Annotated in this window: 13 protein-coding genes; 2 read left to right on the top strand and 11 right to left on the bottom strand. The window is 41.9% G+C overall.

Going from position 1 to position 14,881, the window contains the following annotated elements; all coding sequences use genetic code 11:
- Nucleotides 1-68: 68 nt before the first annotated feature.
- The 10 genes from WJR50_RS12455 to WJR50_RS12410 all read right to left on the bottom strand — a co-directional run bounded on the left by WJR50_RS12455 (nucleotide 69) and on the right by WJR50_RS12410 (nucleotide 10,805).
- A complete protein-coding gene (locus tag WJR50_RS12455; RefSeq protein ID WP_341293610.1) occupies nucleotides 69-722 on the bottom strand; it encodes a peroxiredoxin in 654 nt (217 codons plus the stop codon).
- Between the two features lie 140 nt (nucleotides 723-862).
- A complete protein-coding gene (locus WJR50_RS12450) occupies nucleotides 863-2,272 on the bottom strand; it encodes an MBL fold metallo-hydrolase (RefSeq protein WP_341293609.1) in 1,410 nt (469 codons plus the stop codon).
- A gap of 140 nt (nucleotides 2,273-2,412) precedes the next feature.
- On the bottom strand, nucleotides 2,413-3,759 hold the full coding sequence (locus tag WJR50_RS12445; RefSeq protein WP_341293608.1) for an OprD family outer membrane porin: 1,347 nt from the start codon (nucleotides 3,757-3,759) through the stop codon (nucleotides 2,413-2,415).
- Complete coding sequence (locus tag WJR50_RS12440; RefSeq protein WP_341293607.1) at nucleotides 3,756-4,790, bottom strand: c-type cytochrome; 1,035 nt, start codon at nucleotides 4,788-4,790, stop codon at nucleotides 3,756-3,758. Before WJR50_RS12440 ends, WJR50_RS12445 begins: the two co-directional genes overlap by 4 nt.
- Nucleotides 4,791-4,796: 6 nt before the next feature.
- A complete protein-coding gene (locus WJR50_RS12435; RefSeq protein ID WP_341293606.1) occupies nucleotides 4,797-5,210 on the bottom strand; it encodes a YeeE/YedE family protein in 414 nt (137 codons plus the stop codon).
- 25 nt (nucleotides 5,211-5,235) lie between these two features.
- Complete coding sequence (locus WJR50_RS12430) at nucleotides 5,236-5,811, bottom strand: YeeE/YedE family protein (RefSeq protein ID WP_341293605.1); 576 nt, start codon at nucleotides 5,809-5,811, stop codon at nucleotides 5,236-5,238.
- Nucleotides 5,812-5,967: 156 nt separating this feature from the next.
- Nucleotides 5,968-7,377, bottom strand: a complete 1,410-nt coding sequence (locus WJR50_RS12425) for an MBL fold metallo-hydrolase (protein WP_341293604.1) — start codon at nucleotides 7,375-7,377, stop codon at nucleotides 5,968-5,970.
- Between the two features lie 78 nt (nucleotides 7,378-7,455).
- Nucleotides 7,456-9,183 (bottom strand): SulP family inorganic anion transporter, encoded by a 1,728-nt coding sequence (locus tag WJR50_RS12420; protein WP_341293603.1) that lies wholly within the window; start codon nucleotides 9,181-9,183, stop codon nucleotides 7,456-7,458.
- Between the two features lie 76 nt (nucleotides 9,184-9,259).
- A complete protein-coding gene (locus WJR50_RS12415) occupies nucleotides 9,260-9,889 on the bottom strand; it encodes a Crp/Fnr family transcriptional regulator (protein WP_341293602.1) in 630 nt (209 codons plus the stop codon).
- Between the two features lie 148 nt (nucleotides 9,890-10,037).
- Nucleotides 10,038-10,805 (bottom strand): type III pantothenate kinase, encoded by a 768-nt coding sequence (locus WJR50_RS12410; protein WP_341293601.1) that lies wholly within the window; start codon nucleotides 10,803-10,805, stop codon nucleotides 10,038-10,040.
- A gap of 59 nt (nucleotides 10,806-10,864) precedes the next feature.
- On the opposite strand from WJR50_RS12410, the gene WJR50_RS12405 reads away from it, so the two are divergent.
- Nucleotides 10,865-11,377: an FKBP-type peptidyl-prolyl cis-trans isomerase gene (locus tag WJR50_RS12405; RefSeq protein WP_341293600.1), complete on the top strand. Its 513-nt coding sequence runs from the start codon at nucleotides 10,865-10,867 to the stop codon at nucleotides 11,375-11,377.
- A 47-nt stretch (nucleotides 11,378-11,424) separates the two neighbouring features.
- Nucleotides 11,425-12,228, top strand: coding sequence for a DUF481 domain-containing protein (locus WJR50_RS12400; RefSeq protein WP_341293599.1), 804 nt, complete (start codon nucleotides 11,425-11,427; stop codon nucleotides 12,226-12,228).
- Between the two features lie 60 nt (nucleotides 12,229-12,288).
- Here WJR50_RS12400 and WJR50_RS12395 read toward each other — a convergent pair whose 3' ends face one another.
- On the bottom strand, nucleotides 12,289-14,820 hold the full coding sequence (locus WJR50_RS12395) for an ATP-dependent Clp protease ATP-binding subunit (RefSeq protein WP_341293598.1): 2,532 nt from the start codon (nucleotides 14,818-14,820) through the stop codon (nucleotides 12,289-12,291).
- Nucleotides 14,821-14,881: the final 61 nt, after the last annotated feature.

The raw sequence follows: 14,881 nt of genomic DNA, 5'->3' as shown, positions 1-14,881 counted from the left end.
GTATTCATTCCTATTTTATCAACTTAAAGCTTAAGGCTGCCCTTACGCGCAGCCTTAGTTTTTTGCATTTATATGGCTTTCTTTGCCAGGTAAAAATCTACTTTCTCCACACTTTCATCAGCAAGCCTGGCATTCATTTCTTCCAAAGTTTTGGGCGGAGGCACAATCACTTTATCTCCCTTTTTCCAATCCAGTGGCATAGCTACTTTGTACTTATCGGAAGTCTGAAGCGCTTCCAATGCTCTCAAAATTTCATCCATGTTACGCCCTACATTGAGTGGATAGTACATGATCAACCTGACTTTCTTGCTGGGGTCAACGAAGAATACTGCCCTCACTGCAGCGGTCTCGCTTTCGTTGGGCTGAAGCATACCGTAGCATTTTGAAACCTTCATATCCAGATCAGCGATGATAGGAAAGTCAAAGTAGACTCCGGTATTTTCTCTTACATTATTTACCCAGGCCAGATGAGAATGTATACTATCAATACTAAGGCCCAGTAATTCAGTATTGAGCGGGTCAAACTCTGCTTTTCTTTGGGCAAAGCCACTCATCTCAGTAGTACATACGGGTGTGAAATCGGCAGGATGTGAAAACATAACTACCCATTTATCTTTGGCAAAGTCTGAAAAGCGAATTTTCCCTGTGGTAGTAACAGCCTCAAAATCAGGCGCAAGGTCTCCGATTCTGGGCATCTGTATTGGTGTTTCTTTATCTTCCATGACAAATATTTTTAAGGTTTGTATAGTTAAATAAACGACTTTACGGCATGCTGTGCTGTAACAAAGGTTACACAAGACCGCAACAAAAAGCCTCGATTCAAAGAACCGAGGCTTTATCAATCCCACGCAAAGTTTGAAAACTACAACATGGTTTCCGGCTCGTGGTATTGCGTTACTTTGATACAAGATTTCTTGATCTCATTAAAGCCACCGCGAATATTGACAATATGACTGAAACCTCTGGCTTTTAAGATTGAAGTGGCAATCATAGAGCGATAACCACCCTGGCAGTGCAGATAGTAGGTTGTGTCTTTATTGATCTTAGACATATTCCTGTTGATAAAATCCAGTGGAAAGTTCATAGCACCTTCTATATGCTGAGACTCATATTCGCTCTGCTTTCTCACATCCAGAACATTCAGCACTTCTGTATCATAAAGATTGGTAAAATCATGAGGACCAATTTCATTGACAGTATCTACATCTTTTCCGGCTTCTTTCCAGGCCTGCATGCCACCATCCAAATAGCCTAATGTATTATCATATCCAACCCTGGATAAGCGGGTTACCACTTCTTCTTCTTTGTCTTTTTCAGCCAGAAAGACAATTGGCTGCTTTAAGTCTGTAATTAATGCCCCTACCCAGGGAGCAAATTTGTCATCAAGACCAATCCAGATCGCACCGGGGATAAAGCCTTTTACAAAGTCTGTCTGCGGACGAGTATCCAACACCATAGCACCATTTCTTTCTACTACATCTACAAACTGCTTAACATCAAGGGGTAGTACGCCTCTATCCAAAACTTCATCTATACTTTCGTAACCCATCTTGTTCATGACAGCATTTTTAGGAAAATACTGGGGAGGCTCCACCAGCCCGGTAGTTACTTCTTTGATAAATTCTTTCTTTGTCATGTCTGCACGGAGTGCATAATTGAACATTTTCTGATTGCCAAGTGTATCGGTGGTTTCAGCACTCATATTTTTACCACAGGCCGAGCCAGCACCATGACCAGGATAGACGATCACCTCATCAGGTAAGGTCATAATTTTGTTTCTTAACGAATCAAAAAGGTGGCCAGCCAAGTCTTCCCTGCTCAAATCAGTTTTTACGGCCAGGTCAGGACGACCTACATCACCAATGAACAAAGTATCACCGGTAAAAATCGCTTTTTCTTTACCTTCTTCATCTATCAGTAAAAAAGTACTGGATTCCATGGTATGGCCGGGTGTATGCAGCACTTTTATTTTGATATCTCCCAATGCCAGGAGTTCACCGTCCGTAGCCACATGTGCTTCAAAGTTGGGCTGAGCAGTAGGCCCGTAGACAATCTGTGCACCGGTCTTTTTGGCCAGATCAATGTGGCCCGACACAAAGTCGGCGTGAAAGTGTGTTTCCAGTACGTACTTTATTTTTGCGCCGTTTTCCTTAGCTTTTTCTATGTAAGGGGCTACCTCTCTGAGAGGGTCAACGATAGCCACCTCACCTTTAGACTCTATGTAGTAGGCAGCTTCTGCCAGACATCCGGTATAAATTTGTTCTACTTTCATGATGCTTTTTGTTTGATAAACTATACTGTAAATAACGGATATTCACCTGTGAAAGAGTGTTACTAATGTTACACATAAAAGTGACTAATATCAGTGTAAAATTGCTTTAACTCCCTCTTCTATGATCAGACAGTCACTTCCTAGAAATTGTAGTTCACAATAAAGTTGATCTGAAACATATCCACTTTATTGATAATAAAGTTAGGGTGCTCAGGATAATTTCCGCTTCCCATTTTGTAGGTCAACAGTAATTCTGGCTTTAATCTTTTCACTTTATCGTTGTGGTAGAAAAAATCCAGATTGAGGTGTGTATAATCAGGCATGGCGTATTTGTTATCCGCCGCATTGGTCACCGGAGGTTTCCAGTGATGCCCTATACTAATGATTGATTGAAGCTTATCTTTGTTCAGAGGAAAGGTCCTGTCAAAAGTGTATACTACAGCATGGCTATTGGCTGTTCCTTCGCTACGTTCTCTCTTCTGAAAGCTGAATAAAGGCTCACGCCCCCATTCACGGGGAAATAAGAATCTGCCACCATCCAAAATATGGTCATAGGCAAAAGTCAGGTTAGTTTTGCTTACCTTAAATTCCAGTTGTACACCCAGCACGTTAGCACGTTCATCTGTAAAGTACCGGAGGGAATCTACACTATTTCCTCCTTCCCCTACTCTCTCCTGATGCATCCATTCTAACGAAAGTTTAGTACCTCTGTCATCCAGATCTATAACGGGCCTGAGGTAAGAAGTATTAAAAACATGATCAACGTAATAATTCCATAATTCTACTTTAATAAAGTCAAGCGGCTGTATATCCAGATTAGCAATAGCGATATAATCCGACTCAGTATTGCCCGCATACAGGCTGGGTGAACCGTCAGGATTTCTACCTAGCGGGTATTTTCCTATACTTTCTCCTATGTTAAAAAAACCATTGGTAGAACGAACGCCTATTGCATTCAACACGCCCAGTTGAAGCTTATACTTTCTCTGCGGTTGGTAGGTATACCACAGCCCCTGTGCCAGGGTAGGGATCATTCGCCCATCTTCAGGATTGATCCATGGCGTTGCCAATTTCATTCTTCCCAGCGTAAGCTCATGCTTTGGAGATGTATATCGCACAAAGAGTTCACCCAGTATAAATATAAAGCGATCATTATAATCCTGCACATTGAATAAGCCTGATTCATAGCGGCTGAACTTACCCGTAATAGGATCAGGTATGCTCAAATCCTGTATTCCCAAATTTAAAGAGGTATAGGCTGCTCCACCTAATTTGAAGTGTTCTCCCAAGGAATACACGTACTTAATCTTTCCTCCGGTGGCAAGTCCATAGTAATCTTTCAGTTCGCCTTTGTTGAAAGTATTTAAATAAAAGGTCCTCCATTCGCCGGAAAATGCTCCACCACTTTTATTAAGAGAGTCTTGTGCCACCACGCTGTGGTTAAACCACAGTATCAAACTCAATATGAACGGTGCTCTTAGTCTCATTTCGTTTTGGTGATATTGTACTTCTCTTTGTAATAGCGCATGATTGGCTGAAAGGGTCCATACTTATGTTGCTCCGCCGAAAATTCATCTGCCCAGGGGCCGTATGGGGTGGAGACTGGCTTAAGTTTATTATCAGGAAAATCTGCTTCTGCATTTTCTTTTTCTGGCCGCTCAAAACTATCAATATAAGCAGCTACATGATAGGCTTCTTCATCGCTAAGCTTTGGATTAGCGGAAGTAGCTTGCGCAAAAGGCATATTGGCTTTGATAAACTCTGCCGCGGTGATTATCCGGTTCATACCTGCCCCGTGATTATAGCTATCCTGTCCCCAAAGTGGAGGGTATTGATAACCTTTACTGCTGTCTGCCAACCATACGCCTTCGCCATTTTTCCCATGACAGAGCAAACACTCCTTTTCATAAATAGCCTTACCTATAGCCGGGTCAGCGGCTACTTTGGGAAGCTTGATACCAGGAAAACCGGCAAATTCCTTAATCCTTTCTTGAGGTATATCTTCACTCAGCCACTCCATATAGGCTACCATAGCCTGCATCTGCTTGGAGTCTTCAGGAAGTTTGCGACCATTCATGCTGCGTTCCATACAGCCGTTGATCCTGTCTTCAATAGTGCCCTCTCTATTCTCTCTGGCACGGAACTGAGGATAACGTTCAGTTACCCCCACCCAGGAGGCTGACCCCGCCTGTCTCCCATTATCTAAATGACAATTTTTACAAGCCAGATTATTACCGGTATATTGCATATCAGCATTTTTCACCTGAGGCCCCATCCATTTGGGAGTTTCTGTGAGTAGCAAATAACCATACCTGATCTGCTTGCCTTTTTCACCTTCTGGCAAATCTGTCGCGATAGCGGGGGGAGACCAGTCTGCTGGCTCTACTACTGCTTCATGAATATAGAATAAAGATGGCTCCAGCTGATAAAGAATGACTGCTCCAAAGAGCCCTAGTACCAGCAAAAATACCACAGCGGTAAGGCTGGTAAGCTGTTTTATCACTTTTTGGAAATCCATGGCTTATCAATGAGGAAGCCTCTTTCGCAGTAATCCATATGTATAAGTCCCTAATAAAGCGGCGGCTATCATGACCAGGATCACTCCTACTCCATTTCCTAACAGGATAAACATAGGACCAGGACAGGCTCCTGTCATCGCCCAGCCTAAACCGAATATAGCACCGCCAATCAGATATCGGGGTATACTGAACTGTTTGGGATTGATCACAATAGGCTCGCCATCCAATGACTTTAGATGATTTCGCTTAATGATTTGCACGAAAATGATACCTAGCAATACTGCCGATCCTATCACGCCATACATATGGAATGACTGAAATTTGAACATCTCATAAATTCTGTACCAGGAGATGACTTCAGCTTTTGCCAGCGTGATTCCGAAAATGATTCCTATGATTAAATATCTCAAAAACTTCATTGTATTCCGTTTGTATAGTTTATTACTAAAGTGTAAGCAGATGGGGCAGGATCAGGTAAGTCATGATTAATCCACCAATGAAAAAACCGATCACAGCAATCAGTGAAGGCAATTGCAAATCACTTAACCCACTGATCGCATGCCCTGAGGTACAACCTCCGGCATAGCGCGTACCGAAACCAATCAGAAAACCTCCCACCACGATAAAAATCAATCCTTTAATAGTGAAAAGCGTTTCCCAATTGAAGATACTTGGGGGTACCAGGCTACTTCCGGGTTTATCTAAACCCAGTGCCTGCAGGTCATTGATCGTTGCCTGTGAAATGTGAACTTCTGCGTTAGGTGTCAGGTAGAGATGTGAAATCAACCCTCCTATCACCAAGCCCAAAGCAAATACCAGGTTCCAGACCTGACTTTTCCAGTTGAAGTCAAAAAACTCACAGCTTTTTCCTGCTCCTGCGATAGAGCACATCGTCCTTAAATTGGCTGAAATACCAAAACTCTTACCTAAGAGTAGTAATGAGAACATTACCACTGCTATTATCGGCCCTGCCACATACCAAGGCCAGGGTTGACTTATAAATTCAATGAATGGATTCATGTAAATGATTTTCTTGTTTTTGTACTATTCAAATGTACGCGAATTCTTAAGGTAGGAACGTAACAATTGTTACATAGCCCTTGCACCGGGGCTTATGAAAGCATAAAAAAAGCCAGGTTTTACCCGGCTTCTTGTTGATTAGTAATCTAACTTAATTCACTTCAGGGTAGACGGGCAGACATAATCCGTTTTAGGCACATCTGTTTCCGAGAGCGCTTTGAATCCCCCGGAAATATCCACAATATTTTCATATCCCCGGGACTTTAGGATAGAAGAAGCGATCATAGAGCGGTAGCCTCCTGCGCAATGAAGATGGTAAGTCTTTTCTTTATCCACTTTATCCATGTTTTCGCTGATGTAATCCAAAGGAAAGTTCTCCGCACCTTCTATGTGCTCTGCCTGATATTCAGAAGACTTTCTCACATCCAGCACGTTTAATTCTTCCTTATTGAATTTTTCAGCAAACTCACTCGCAGAGATAGATTGCACTGAGTCTGTTTCTTTTCCGGCAGCTTTCCATGCCTGCAGGCCACCTTTTAGATATCCCAGTGTGTTATCGTAACCTACTCTGGATAAGCGGGTAACTACTTCTTCCTCCCGGCCTTCTGGTGCTATAAAAACAATGGGCTGCTCAAGATCGGGAATTAAAGCGCCTACCCAGGGGGCAAAGCTACCGTCAATCCCGATAAATATGGAGTTAGGAATATGACTCTGAGCAAACTCTTCTGGTGAACGAGTATCCAGTACGATAGCCCCCTCATGGTTGGCCATGGCCTCAAAAGTATCTGCGTCCAGAGGTACATTTCCTTTTTCAAGGATTTCACTTAAACCAATAGCACCGCTTTTATTCATGGCTACGTTCTGAGCAAAGTACTGAGGCGGAGGCAGAAGCCCTTCGGTTACTTCTTTGATGAACTCCTCTTTGGTCATATCCGCTCTCAGCGCGTAGTTGGTTTTCTTTTGGTTTCCCAAAAGGTCAGTTGTTTCTTTGCTCATATTTTTACCACAGGCAGAACCCGCACCATGGGCAGGATATACGATCACATCGTCGGGTAGGGTCATGATCTTCTTTCTGAGACTATCATACAGATAGCCAGCAAGATCGTTCTGGGTTAAAGTACCTTTCTGAGCAAGATCAGGTCTGCCTACATCACCGATAAAAAGGGTATCTCCACTAAAAATCGCATGCTCTTTTCCCTCCTCATCTATCAGCAGAAAAGTAGCGCTCTCCATCGTATGGCCAGGGGTGTGAAGTACCTTTATTTTTACTTTACCTAGTTCAAATAATTCTCCATCCTTGGCTTCATGAATGTCGTACTCGGTTTTGGCATTAGGCCCATACACAATGGTAGCTCCGGTCTTCGCCGCCAGGTCTACATGACCCGAAACGAAATCTGCGTGAAAGTGCGTCTCAAAAATGTATTTGATCTTAGCGCCTTCTTTTTCTGCTTTTTTGATGTAAGGATCAGACTCTCTCAAAGGATCAACGATAGCTGCTTCGCCTTCGCTTTCAATATAATAGGCTCCCTGAGCCAGACATCCGGTATATATTTGTTCTATTTTCATATCAATGTTTTCTTGAATTTCTATTACGTTTAATTATTCAAATATACGAGACGTAGATAAATCTAAGTGTAACAATTGTTACCGTTTGTGATTGGACTGTAGCGCATATTCCTTGTGACCTTCATCTTCATGGGTGGTAATAAAAGTTACTGCTTCATTGAGGTCAAAAAAGATGTTTTCCTTCCCAATAATATCAATCAGTCCGGTACGGTGTAGTGTGTCTCTCACCGGTCCAATCAGATCACAAAGTACAAATCTGATATGCTTTTCTTTTAGAAAGTCCAACAGTTCCTTTAAGCCGACAGAAGCTGTAGCATCCAGATGACTAATAGGCCCTGCATCCAAAATTACTGTGTCTATCTTGTCATTAGACTCCTGAATAGTGTTTTCCACGTATTCTTTGAAATATTGAATGTTGATAAAAGTCAGCGGGGCATCCACTCTCAGAATCAACAGGTTTTCCCATACTTCAAGCTCTTTGAAACGGGTTATATTTCTGAACTCATGATAGCCCTTTACCCTTCCCAAGCGTGCGATGTGAGGGTAAGCCGCTTTATACAGCAGCACCAGTATGGAAAGTACAATACCTGTCACGATCCCCGGGACCATGCTAAAATTCAGGGTTACCAGGAAAGTGGCTAATAGAAGTAAAAACTCTATCTTACTATCCTTCCAGAGTTGTCGTGCATAAGATAAATCAATAAGACCAGCCACGGCTACCATGATCACTGAAGCCAAGATAGCTTCAGGTAAATAATAAAACAAAGGGGTTAAGAATACTAAGGTCAAGGCTACTAAGCCTGCGCTAATGATTGAGGCAACAGGAGTATTGGCACCAGATTGGTAATTCACCGCAGAACGGGAAAACCCTCCGGTAACCGGATAGGCCTGAAAAAGTGAACCCACCACATTGGCTGCTCCCAGAGCTACCAATTCCTGATTAGGCAGCACTTTATAATTCCTCTTCTTAGCCTCTATCGCTTTGGCTACCGAGTAGGCTTCCATAAACGCTACCACTGAGATCGTCAAGGCTAGAGGAATAATTTCTCCTAACTGACCCAGGGATAAGTTGGGCAGCTGAAATGCCGGTAAACCATCCGGTATGGCTTTGACGATACTTACCCCGGCTTCATCCAGCTGCATGAAATAGACTAGCACCGTACCAAATACTACGGCTACCAATGCGCCAGGAATATTTTTATGAATCTTTTTAACTCCCTTAATCATAACAATTCCAGCAATTCCGATGAGTAAGGTAATCCAATGCGTATGATCCACCTGCAGAATGGCACTCCAGAGGATTTCGTAAACCCTGTTACTCTTTACTAACTCTATTCCCAATAAGTATTTGAGTTGGTTTAAGCCTATGATGAGGGCGGCGGCTGAAGTGAACCCGCTAATCACTGGCTTAGATAATAAGTTAGTAATAAAACCCAGCTTCAATACGCCCAACAGAAGCTGAAAAGCTCCCATGAAAAATGCTAAAAGGATGGCAAAGCCAATATAGGCGTCTGTACCCTGGGTAGCCAAAACAGAAACCCCAGCAGCAACCAGGAGCGAATCCATGGCTACCGGAGCTACTGAAAGCTGGCGGGAGGTTCCGAAAATCGCATAAATGACCTGAGGTACAATAGAAGCGTATAATCCATATACCGGAGGAAGACCAGCGATCAATGCGTAAGCCATTCCCTGAGGAATTAGCATAATACCTACTGTTATCCCTGCAAAAATATCTCCATTGAGGTATTCCTTTTTGTAGCTGGGCAACCAGTTGGTGATTGGCAATACTTTTTGTATAAGTCTCATATTTTCATGTTAATACTCATATCAAAAGTACGTTAGGCTGATCTTCAGCGATGTAACATTTGTAACATAAGGGAAATTACAAGATCTCAATACGATTGCGGTACTGCTCTATTTTCTGCTCTTTCTCCAGCTTTTTCAGTAATCTGGATACTACCACACGAGAGGTATTGAGTTCGTTGGCAATCTGTTCATGAGTTTTATGAATTACAAAAGACCCGGAAGCCTGCTTTTTATCTAATAAGTATTTATAAAGTCGTTCATCCAGATTTAAAAAGACTACACTATCTAATGTGTTGAGCAACTCATCAAACCTGGTTTGGTAGGAGTCAAATACAAATTTTCTGAATGATGGGTACTTGGTGATCCAGGTATCCAGATAGCTCATAGGAATCATCCAGAGTACTGAGTCTTCTTCGGCCATTACCAAAAAAGAGGTCTTTTTTCCTTCTATGCAGCAAGTAATGGACATGGCACAGGTCTCTCCGCCTTCCAGAAAATACAGGAATACTTCATTACCATTTTTATCCTGACGCATCACTTTGAGTAAGCCTTTTAGTACAATAGGCATCTCATTGGCCTGACTTTCGGGGCTAATTACTACACGTCCGGCCTTCACCTTTTTCAAACGTCCTACTGCCAGTATTTCATCTATCAACTTAGGCTCAAGTGCTGAATTGATAAGTACTTTGTTTACTAGTTCTTCCATACATCAAAGTATACAAATATGTTTTTTTATTCATATGATATTACTCAGTAAAATATATTTTATATAAACTCATTGTGTATACGTAATTGAGCTTATCTGGTATTTAGAATTACTGACAAATAACAATAGCCTCATAATATTATTGGTCTTACGCTGATACATTTCTCTGAGCTATCAGGCGTAATCCATCCAGAGTAAGCCAGGGATCTATGGCATCAAACTGCTTAGTGTGGGGTGCTATTACTTCTGCTAGACCTCCGGTGGCTATTACTTTGGCAGCCTCTCCTAACTCTGCTTTAATTCTTTTAATTAACGATTCTACCAAACCCACATAACCCAGCACTACTCCAGATTGAATTGCATGAATGGTATTTTTACCAATCGCTGAAGGAGGAGCTTCTAACTGAACGAAGGGCAATTGAGCGGTATTAGAAGACAAAGCTTTCATTGCTGATTTGAGACCGGGAGCAATAGAACCTCCCAGAAGTTTTCCACCCTCCCCTACTATGGTAATGGAAAGTGCCGTTCCAAAATCTACCACAATACATTTATCCTGATACTTGGCATATCCAGCTACTGCATTAGCTAACAAATCAGAGCCAATTTCCACCGGATTGTCTATTGTTACCTCTATACCGGTATCCATGGTAGCATTTACCATCAAAGGCGCAGTACCAAACATACGCTGCACCATATGCTTAAAAGTGGGGCTAAGGGGAGGCACTACACTGCTGATCACTACCTGCTTCACATTTTCTAAACTTCCATGACCATTGGAAATCAGCGAACGGAAAAGCACTTCGTATTCATCTGAAGTTTTATCAGCTACAGTGTTGAGGCGCCAATGCTGTTTCCAGCCATTTTCATAAATCCCAAATGCAATATTTGAGTTACCGATATCTATTGCCAAAAGCATAGTATAATTCTTGAATAAACAATGCTCAATATGGGATGTTCATTTAATAAACCAAAATTATGACGATGATTATAGAAGAGAATAGAATCATTACAATGAGTTATGAATTGAGAGAAGGTGACGCTTCCGGACAGGTATTAGAAGTGATGGATATTGCTTATCCTTTTATTTTTTACTATAAATCTTCAGGCATATTAGATAGCTTTCAGGAAAATCTCCGTGGCATAGCATCCGGTGAAAATTTTGAATTTATCCTCCCGGTTGAGGAAGCATATGGACCTCATAAAGATTCCAATATTGCCTCTATCCCGATTGAGCGTTTTGTTTTAGACGATGAAATGGCAGATTCAATCCGTGATGTAGGAGACTATGTATCAGTTACAGATGAACAAGGTAATACCCAAAATGGAAAGGTTGTTGAAAAGAATGCCACCCATCTTAAAGTAGACCTTAATCATGCGATGGCCGGCAAGGCCCTCCATTTTAAAGGAAGAATACTTAATATCCGTAAAGCCACGGCAGATGAAGCTGTGCAAAAGAGATACATCATGCCTGACGGAATTCGGTTTTAGATGAATCTTTTTACTTTTGTGCGGTAATCATTTATAACATCCGTACTATGTCTTTGAAGCATATTCTTTTCATCTGTATTACTCTTTTTTGTATTCAAAACCTTTCAGCGCAAATTCTTAATGTAGAGAAGTCACGACTGAGCAGTGACTCAGTAAATTACTTTCTGGGAAGTCTAGGTTTGTCTTTCAATACCAACAACCGCAGTATCAATGACGATGGAGAAACAGTCTCTTTCATAGGCCTTACCGCAAACTCTGATTTTGGCTATATTTCTGAGTTGCACAGTTTCCTGATTATCAGCCAGTTCAACTATACGGCTACATCTGACGATCCCATTAACAGTACTGGATATGGTCATTTTAGGATCAATTTTCTGCGAAAGCGGTCTATATCTTATGAGACTTATACACAGGTACAGTATGACCAGGGAAGAGGTATGGAAATTCGTTGGCTGGGAGGAGGAGGCTTTCGCTTCCGTCTGAAAAAAACAGAGAAGAGCAGTATGTATGCAGGTATAGGTGCTATGTACGAAGAGGAAACCTGGAATTACCCTGGGCCTAACGAAGCTATATTTACAACTCGCATCTGGAAATCATCTAATTATCTTTCAGGAAGATTTAAGTTAAATGATCATATTAACCTAAATCTGATTACCTACTATCAAACAGGCTATGATTTTGAAGCAGAAATTTTTAGGCACAGAGTTAATGCCGACTTGAATTTACTTATCAATGTAACTTCCAAACTCTCTCTACAAACCAGCGCATTCATCGGTTATGAAAATGAGCCGGTAGTTCCTATTTCTAAAACTATTTATTCTATTAGTAATGGCGTTATTTTAAGCTTTTGAGCAAACAAAAAAAGGACTGTCTTTTCAGACAGTCCTTTCATTTATTTATTTTCCTATAGCTTACTCTTTCTTTTCTTTCTCCATCTTTTTCTTCTTATGGCTTAGTGTAAGCTCATCACTTTTCCCATCATAATCTGCCACAATGATATCAGTAGGTTCTACATCACCTTTCAGGATTTCTTCAGCCACAGCATCTTCCAGATACTTCTGTATCGCTCTGTTGAGAGGGCGAGCACCGTACTGAGGATCATACCCTTTGTCAGCGATGAAGTCTTTTGCTTTTTTAGTCAACTCTATTGTATAACCAAGGGCTGTTACACGAGCGAACAACTTACCAAGCGTGATATCAATGATTTGGTGAATATCTTCTCTTTTCAGAGAGTTGAACACGATAACGTCGTCCAGTCTGTTCAGAAACTCAGGGCTGAAGGTTTTCTTCAAAGCATTCTGAATCGTAGACCTCATGATCTCATCCATATTCTCCTGCTTAGACTGCGTAGAGAATCCTATTCCTGCACCAAAATCTTTCAGATCTCTGGCACCGATATTAGAAGTCATGATAATGATAGTATTACGGAAATCTACTCTTCTTCCCAATCCATCTGTCAGGATACCATCATCCAATACCTGGAGTAAGAGGTTGAAAACGTCAGGGTGGGCTTTCTCAATTTCATCAAGCAATACCACGCTGTAAGGCTTTCTTCTTACTTTTTCGGTAAGCTGACCCCCTTCCTCATAACCAACATATCCGGGAGGCGCTCCTACCAAGCGAGATACGGAGAATTTCTCCATGTACTCACTCATGTCTATTCTGATAAGTGCGTCTTCCTTATCAAAGAGGTAAGTTGCCAGAACCTTAGCAAGTTCTGTTTTACCTACTCCTGTAGGACCTAAGAATACGAAAGTACCTATAGGCTTTTGAGGATCTTTCAGTCCTACACGTGTTCTCTGTATTGCCTTTGTCAGTTTATTAATTGCATCTTCCTGACCAATCACTTTACCTTTCAGTTCACCACCCATGCCAAGAAGTTTCTGGCTTTCGTTCTGCGCCACTCTGCTGGTAGGTATACCCGTCATCATCGCAATTACTTCCGCTACATTTTCTTCGTCTACAGTATAACGCTTGGTACGTGTTTCTTCCTCCCATTTTTGCTTGGCACTTTCCAGTTGATCTAACAACTTCTTCTCACGATCTCGCAACTGGGCAGCCTCTTCGTACTTCTGGCTTTTGACGACACGGTTTTTCTCTACCTTGATATTTTCTATCGCCTCTTCCAGCTTTACGATTTCATCAGGTACATGTATGTTATTGATATGGACACGCGCTCCAGCTTCATCTAATACGTCAATTGCCTTATCGGGTAAGAAACGGTCACTGATGTAACGGTCTGAAAGACTTACACAAGCATCCAGCGCTTCCTGCGTATAGTTCACATGATGATGGCTTTCATACTTATCCTTAATGTTGTTAAGGATCTGCATAGTCTCTTCGGGAGAAGTAGCATCTACCATTACTACCTGGAATCTACGGGCCAAAGCGCCATCTTTTTCAATGTATTGACGATACTCGTCAAGCGTAGTAGCACCGATGCATTGAATCTCACCCCGAGCTAGCGCGGGTTTGAACATGTTAGAAGCATCCAGTGAACCTGAAGCTCCACCTGCTCCTACGATGGTGTGCAGCTCGTCTATGAAAAGGATAACATCAGGAGATTTTTCTATCTCATTCATCACCGCTTTCATACGCTCTTCAAACTGACCGCGGTACTTAGTACCCGCTACCAGAGAAGCAAGGTCCAGCGTTACTACTCTTTTGTTGAATAGTACACGAGATACTTTTTTCTGGGTAATTCGCAAGGCTAGGCCTTCAGCAATAGCAGTCTTACCAACGCCTGGCTCACCTATTAAAATAGGGTTATTTTTCTTTCTTCTACTCAGGATCTGCGCTACACGCTCAATCTCTTTCTCTCTACCTACAATGGGATCAAGTTTGTCTTCATCGGCCAGTTTGGTAAGGTCACGGCCAAAGTTATCCAAAACCGGAGTCCTTGACTTTTCTGATCCTTTTGACTCACGGCTTGAGCTTGAGCCACCAAAAATTCGGCTGGAAGAATCCTCATCGCTATCGTCAGTATCAGAAGAAGCCATAGGATTCTCTGTCTGGTATTCCAGAAGTTCTTTTACAACATCGTAATTGACATCAAATTTCTCCAGGATTTGTGTAGCGATATTATCTTCATCTCTCAAGATAGAGAGCAGCAGATGTTCAGTTCCAATTAACTGACTCTTGAATATTTTTGCCTCAAGATACGTGATCTTCAGCACCTTCTCTGACTGTCTTGTCAAAGGAATATTGGCCAGGTTTTTCACATTGCCGGTGGCTGTACCTTTAGTAGCCTGCTCTACTGCATTTCTGAGTTCATCAAGTGATACACCCAGTTTTTTCAGTAAGCTAACTGCTACTCCCTCCCCCTCTCTGATCATGCCAAGCAGCAAGTGTTCTGTACCAATATAATCATGCCCCAAGCGGAGAGCCTCCTCTCTACTAAGGGATATTACTTCTTTCACTCTATTAGAAAATTTAGCTTCCATATAACTAAGGAATTAAAAGTAAGTCGGAAATCATTAATTGATCTATCCTGCCCACGAGCAA

It is taken from the genome of Catalinimonas locisalis (genome assembly GCF_038039535.1).
Taxonomy (GTDB): domain Bacteria; phylum Bacteroidota; class Bacteroidia; order Cytophagales; family Cyclobacteriaceae; genus Catalinimonas.
The sequence above is the reverse complement of the archived record's forward strand: the minus strand, read 5'-3'. Positions and strand labels throughout refer to the sequence as shown.

Excerpts from the sequence above, each read along its gene's own strand:
- WJR50_RS12395 (WP_341293598.1), bottom strand. The coding sequence starts at position 14,820 with ATGGAAGCTAAATTTTCTAATAGAGTGAAAGAAGTAATATCCCTTAGT.
- WJR50_RS12450 (WP_341293609.1), bottom strand. The coding sequence starts at position 2,272 with ATGAAAGTAGAACAAATTTATACCGGATGTCTGGCAGAAGCTGCCTAC.
- WJR50_RS12440 (WP_341293607.1), bottom strand. The coding sequence starts at position 4,790 with ATGGATTTCCAAAAAGTGATAAAACAGCTTACCAGCCTTACCGCTGTG.
- WJR50_RS12400 (WP_341293599.1), top strand. The coding sequence starts at position 11,425 with ATGTCTTTGAAGCATATTCTTTTCATCTGTATTACTCTTTTTTGTATT.
- WJR50_RS12410 (WP_341293601.1), bottom strand. The coding sequence starts at position 10,805 with ATGCTTTTGGCAATAGATATCGGTAACTCAAATATTGCATTTGGGATT.
- WJR50_RS12430 (WP_341293605.1), bottom strand. The coding sequence starts at position 5,811 with ATGAATCCATTCATTGAATTTATAAGTCAACCCTGGCCTTGGTATGTG.
- WJR50_RS12415 (WP_341293602.1), bottom strand. The coding sequence starts at position 9,889 with ATGGAAGAACTAGTAAACAAAGTACTTATCAATTCAGCACTTGAGCCT.
- WJR50_RS12405 (WP_341293600.1), top strand. The coding sequence starts at position 10,865 with ATGACGATGATTATAGAAGAGAATAGAATCATTACAATGAGTTATGAA.
- WJR50_RS12425 (WP_341293604.1), bottom strand. The coding sequence starts at position 7,377 with ATGAAAATAGAACAAATATATACCGGATGTCTGGCTCAGGGAGCCTAT.
- WJR50_RS12420 (WP_341293603.1), bottom strand. The coding sequence starts at position 9,183 with ATGAGACTTATACAAAAAGTATTGCCAATCACCAACTGGTTGCCCAGC.
- WJR50_RS12435 (WP_341293606.1), bottom strand. The coding sequence starts at position 5,210 with ATGAAGTTTTTGAGATATTTAATCATAGGAATCATTTTCGGAATCACG.
- WJR50_RS12455 (WP_341293610.1), bottom strand. The coding sequence starts at position 722 with ATGGAAGATAAAGAAACACCAATACAGATGCCCAGAATCGGAGACCTT.
- WJR50_RS12445 (WP_341293608.1), bottom strand. The coding sequence starts at position 3,759 with ATGAGACTAAGAGCACCGTTCATATTGAGTTTGATACTGTGGTTTAAC.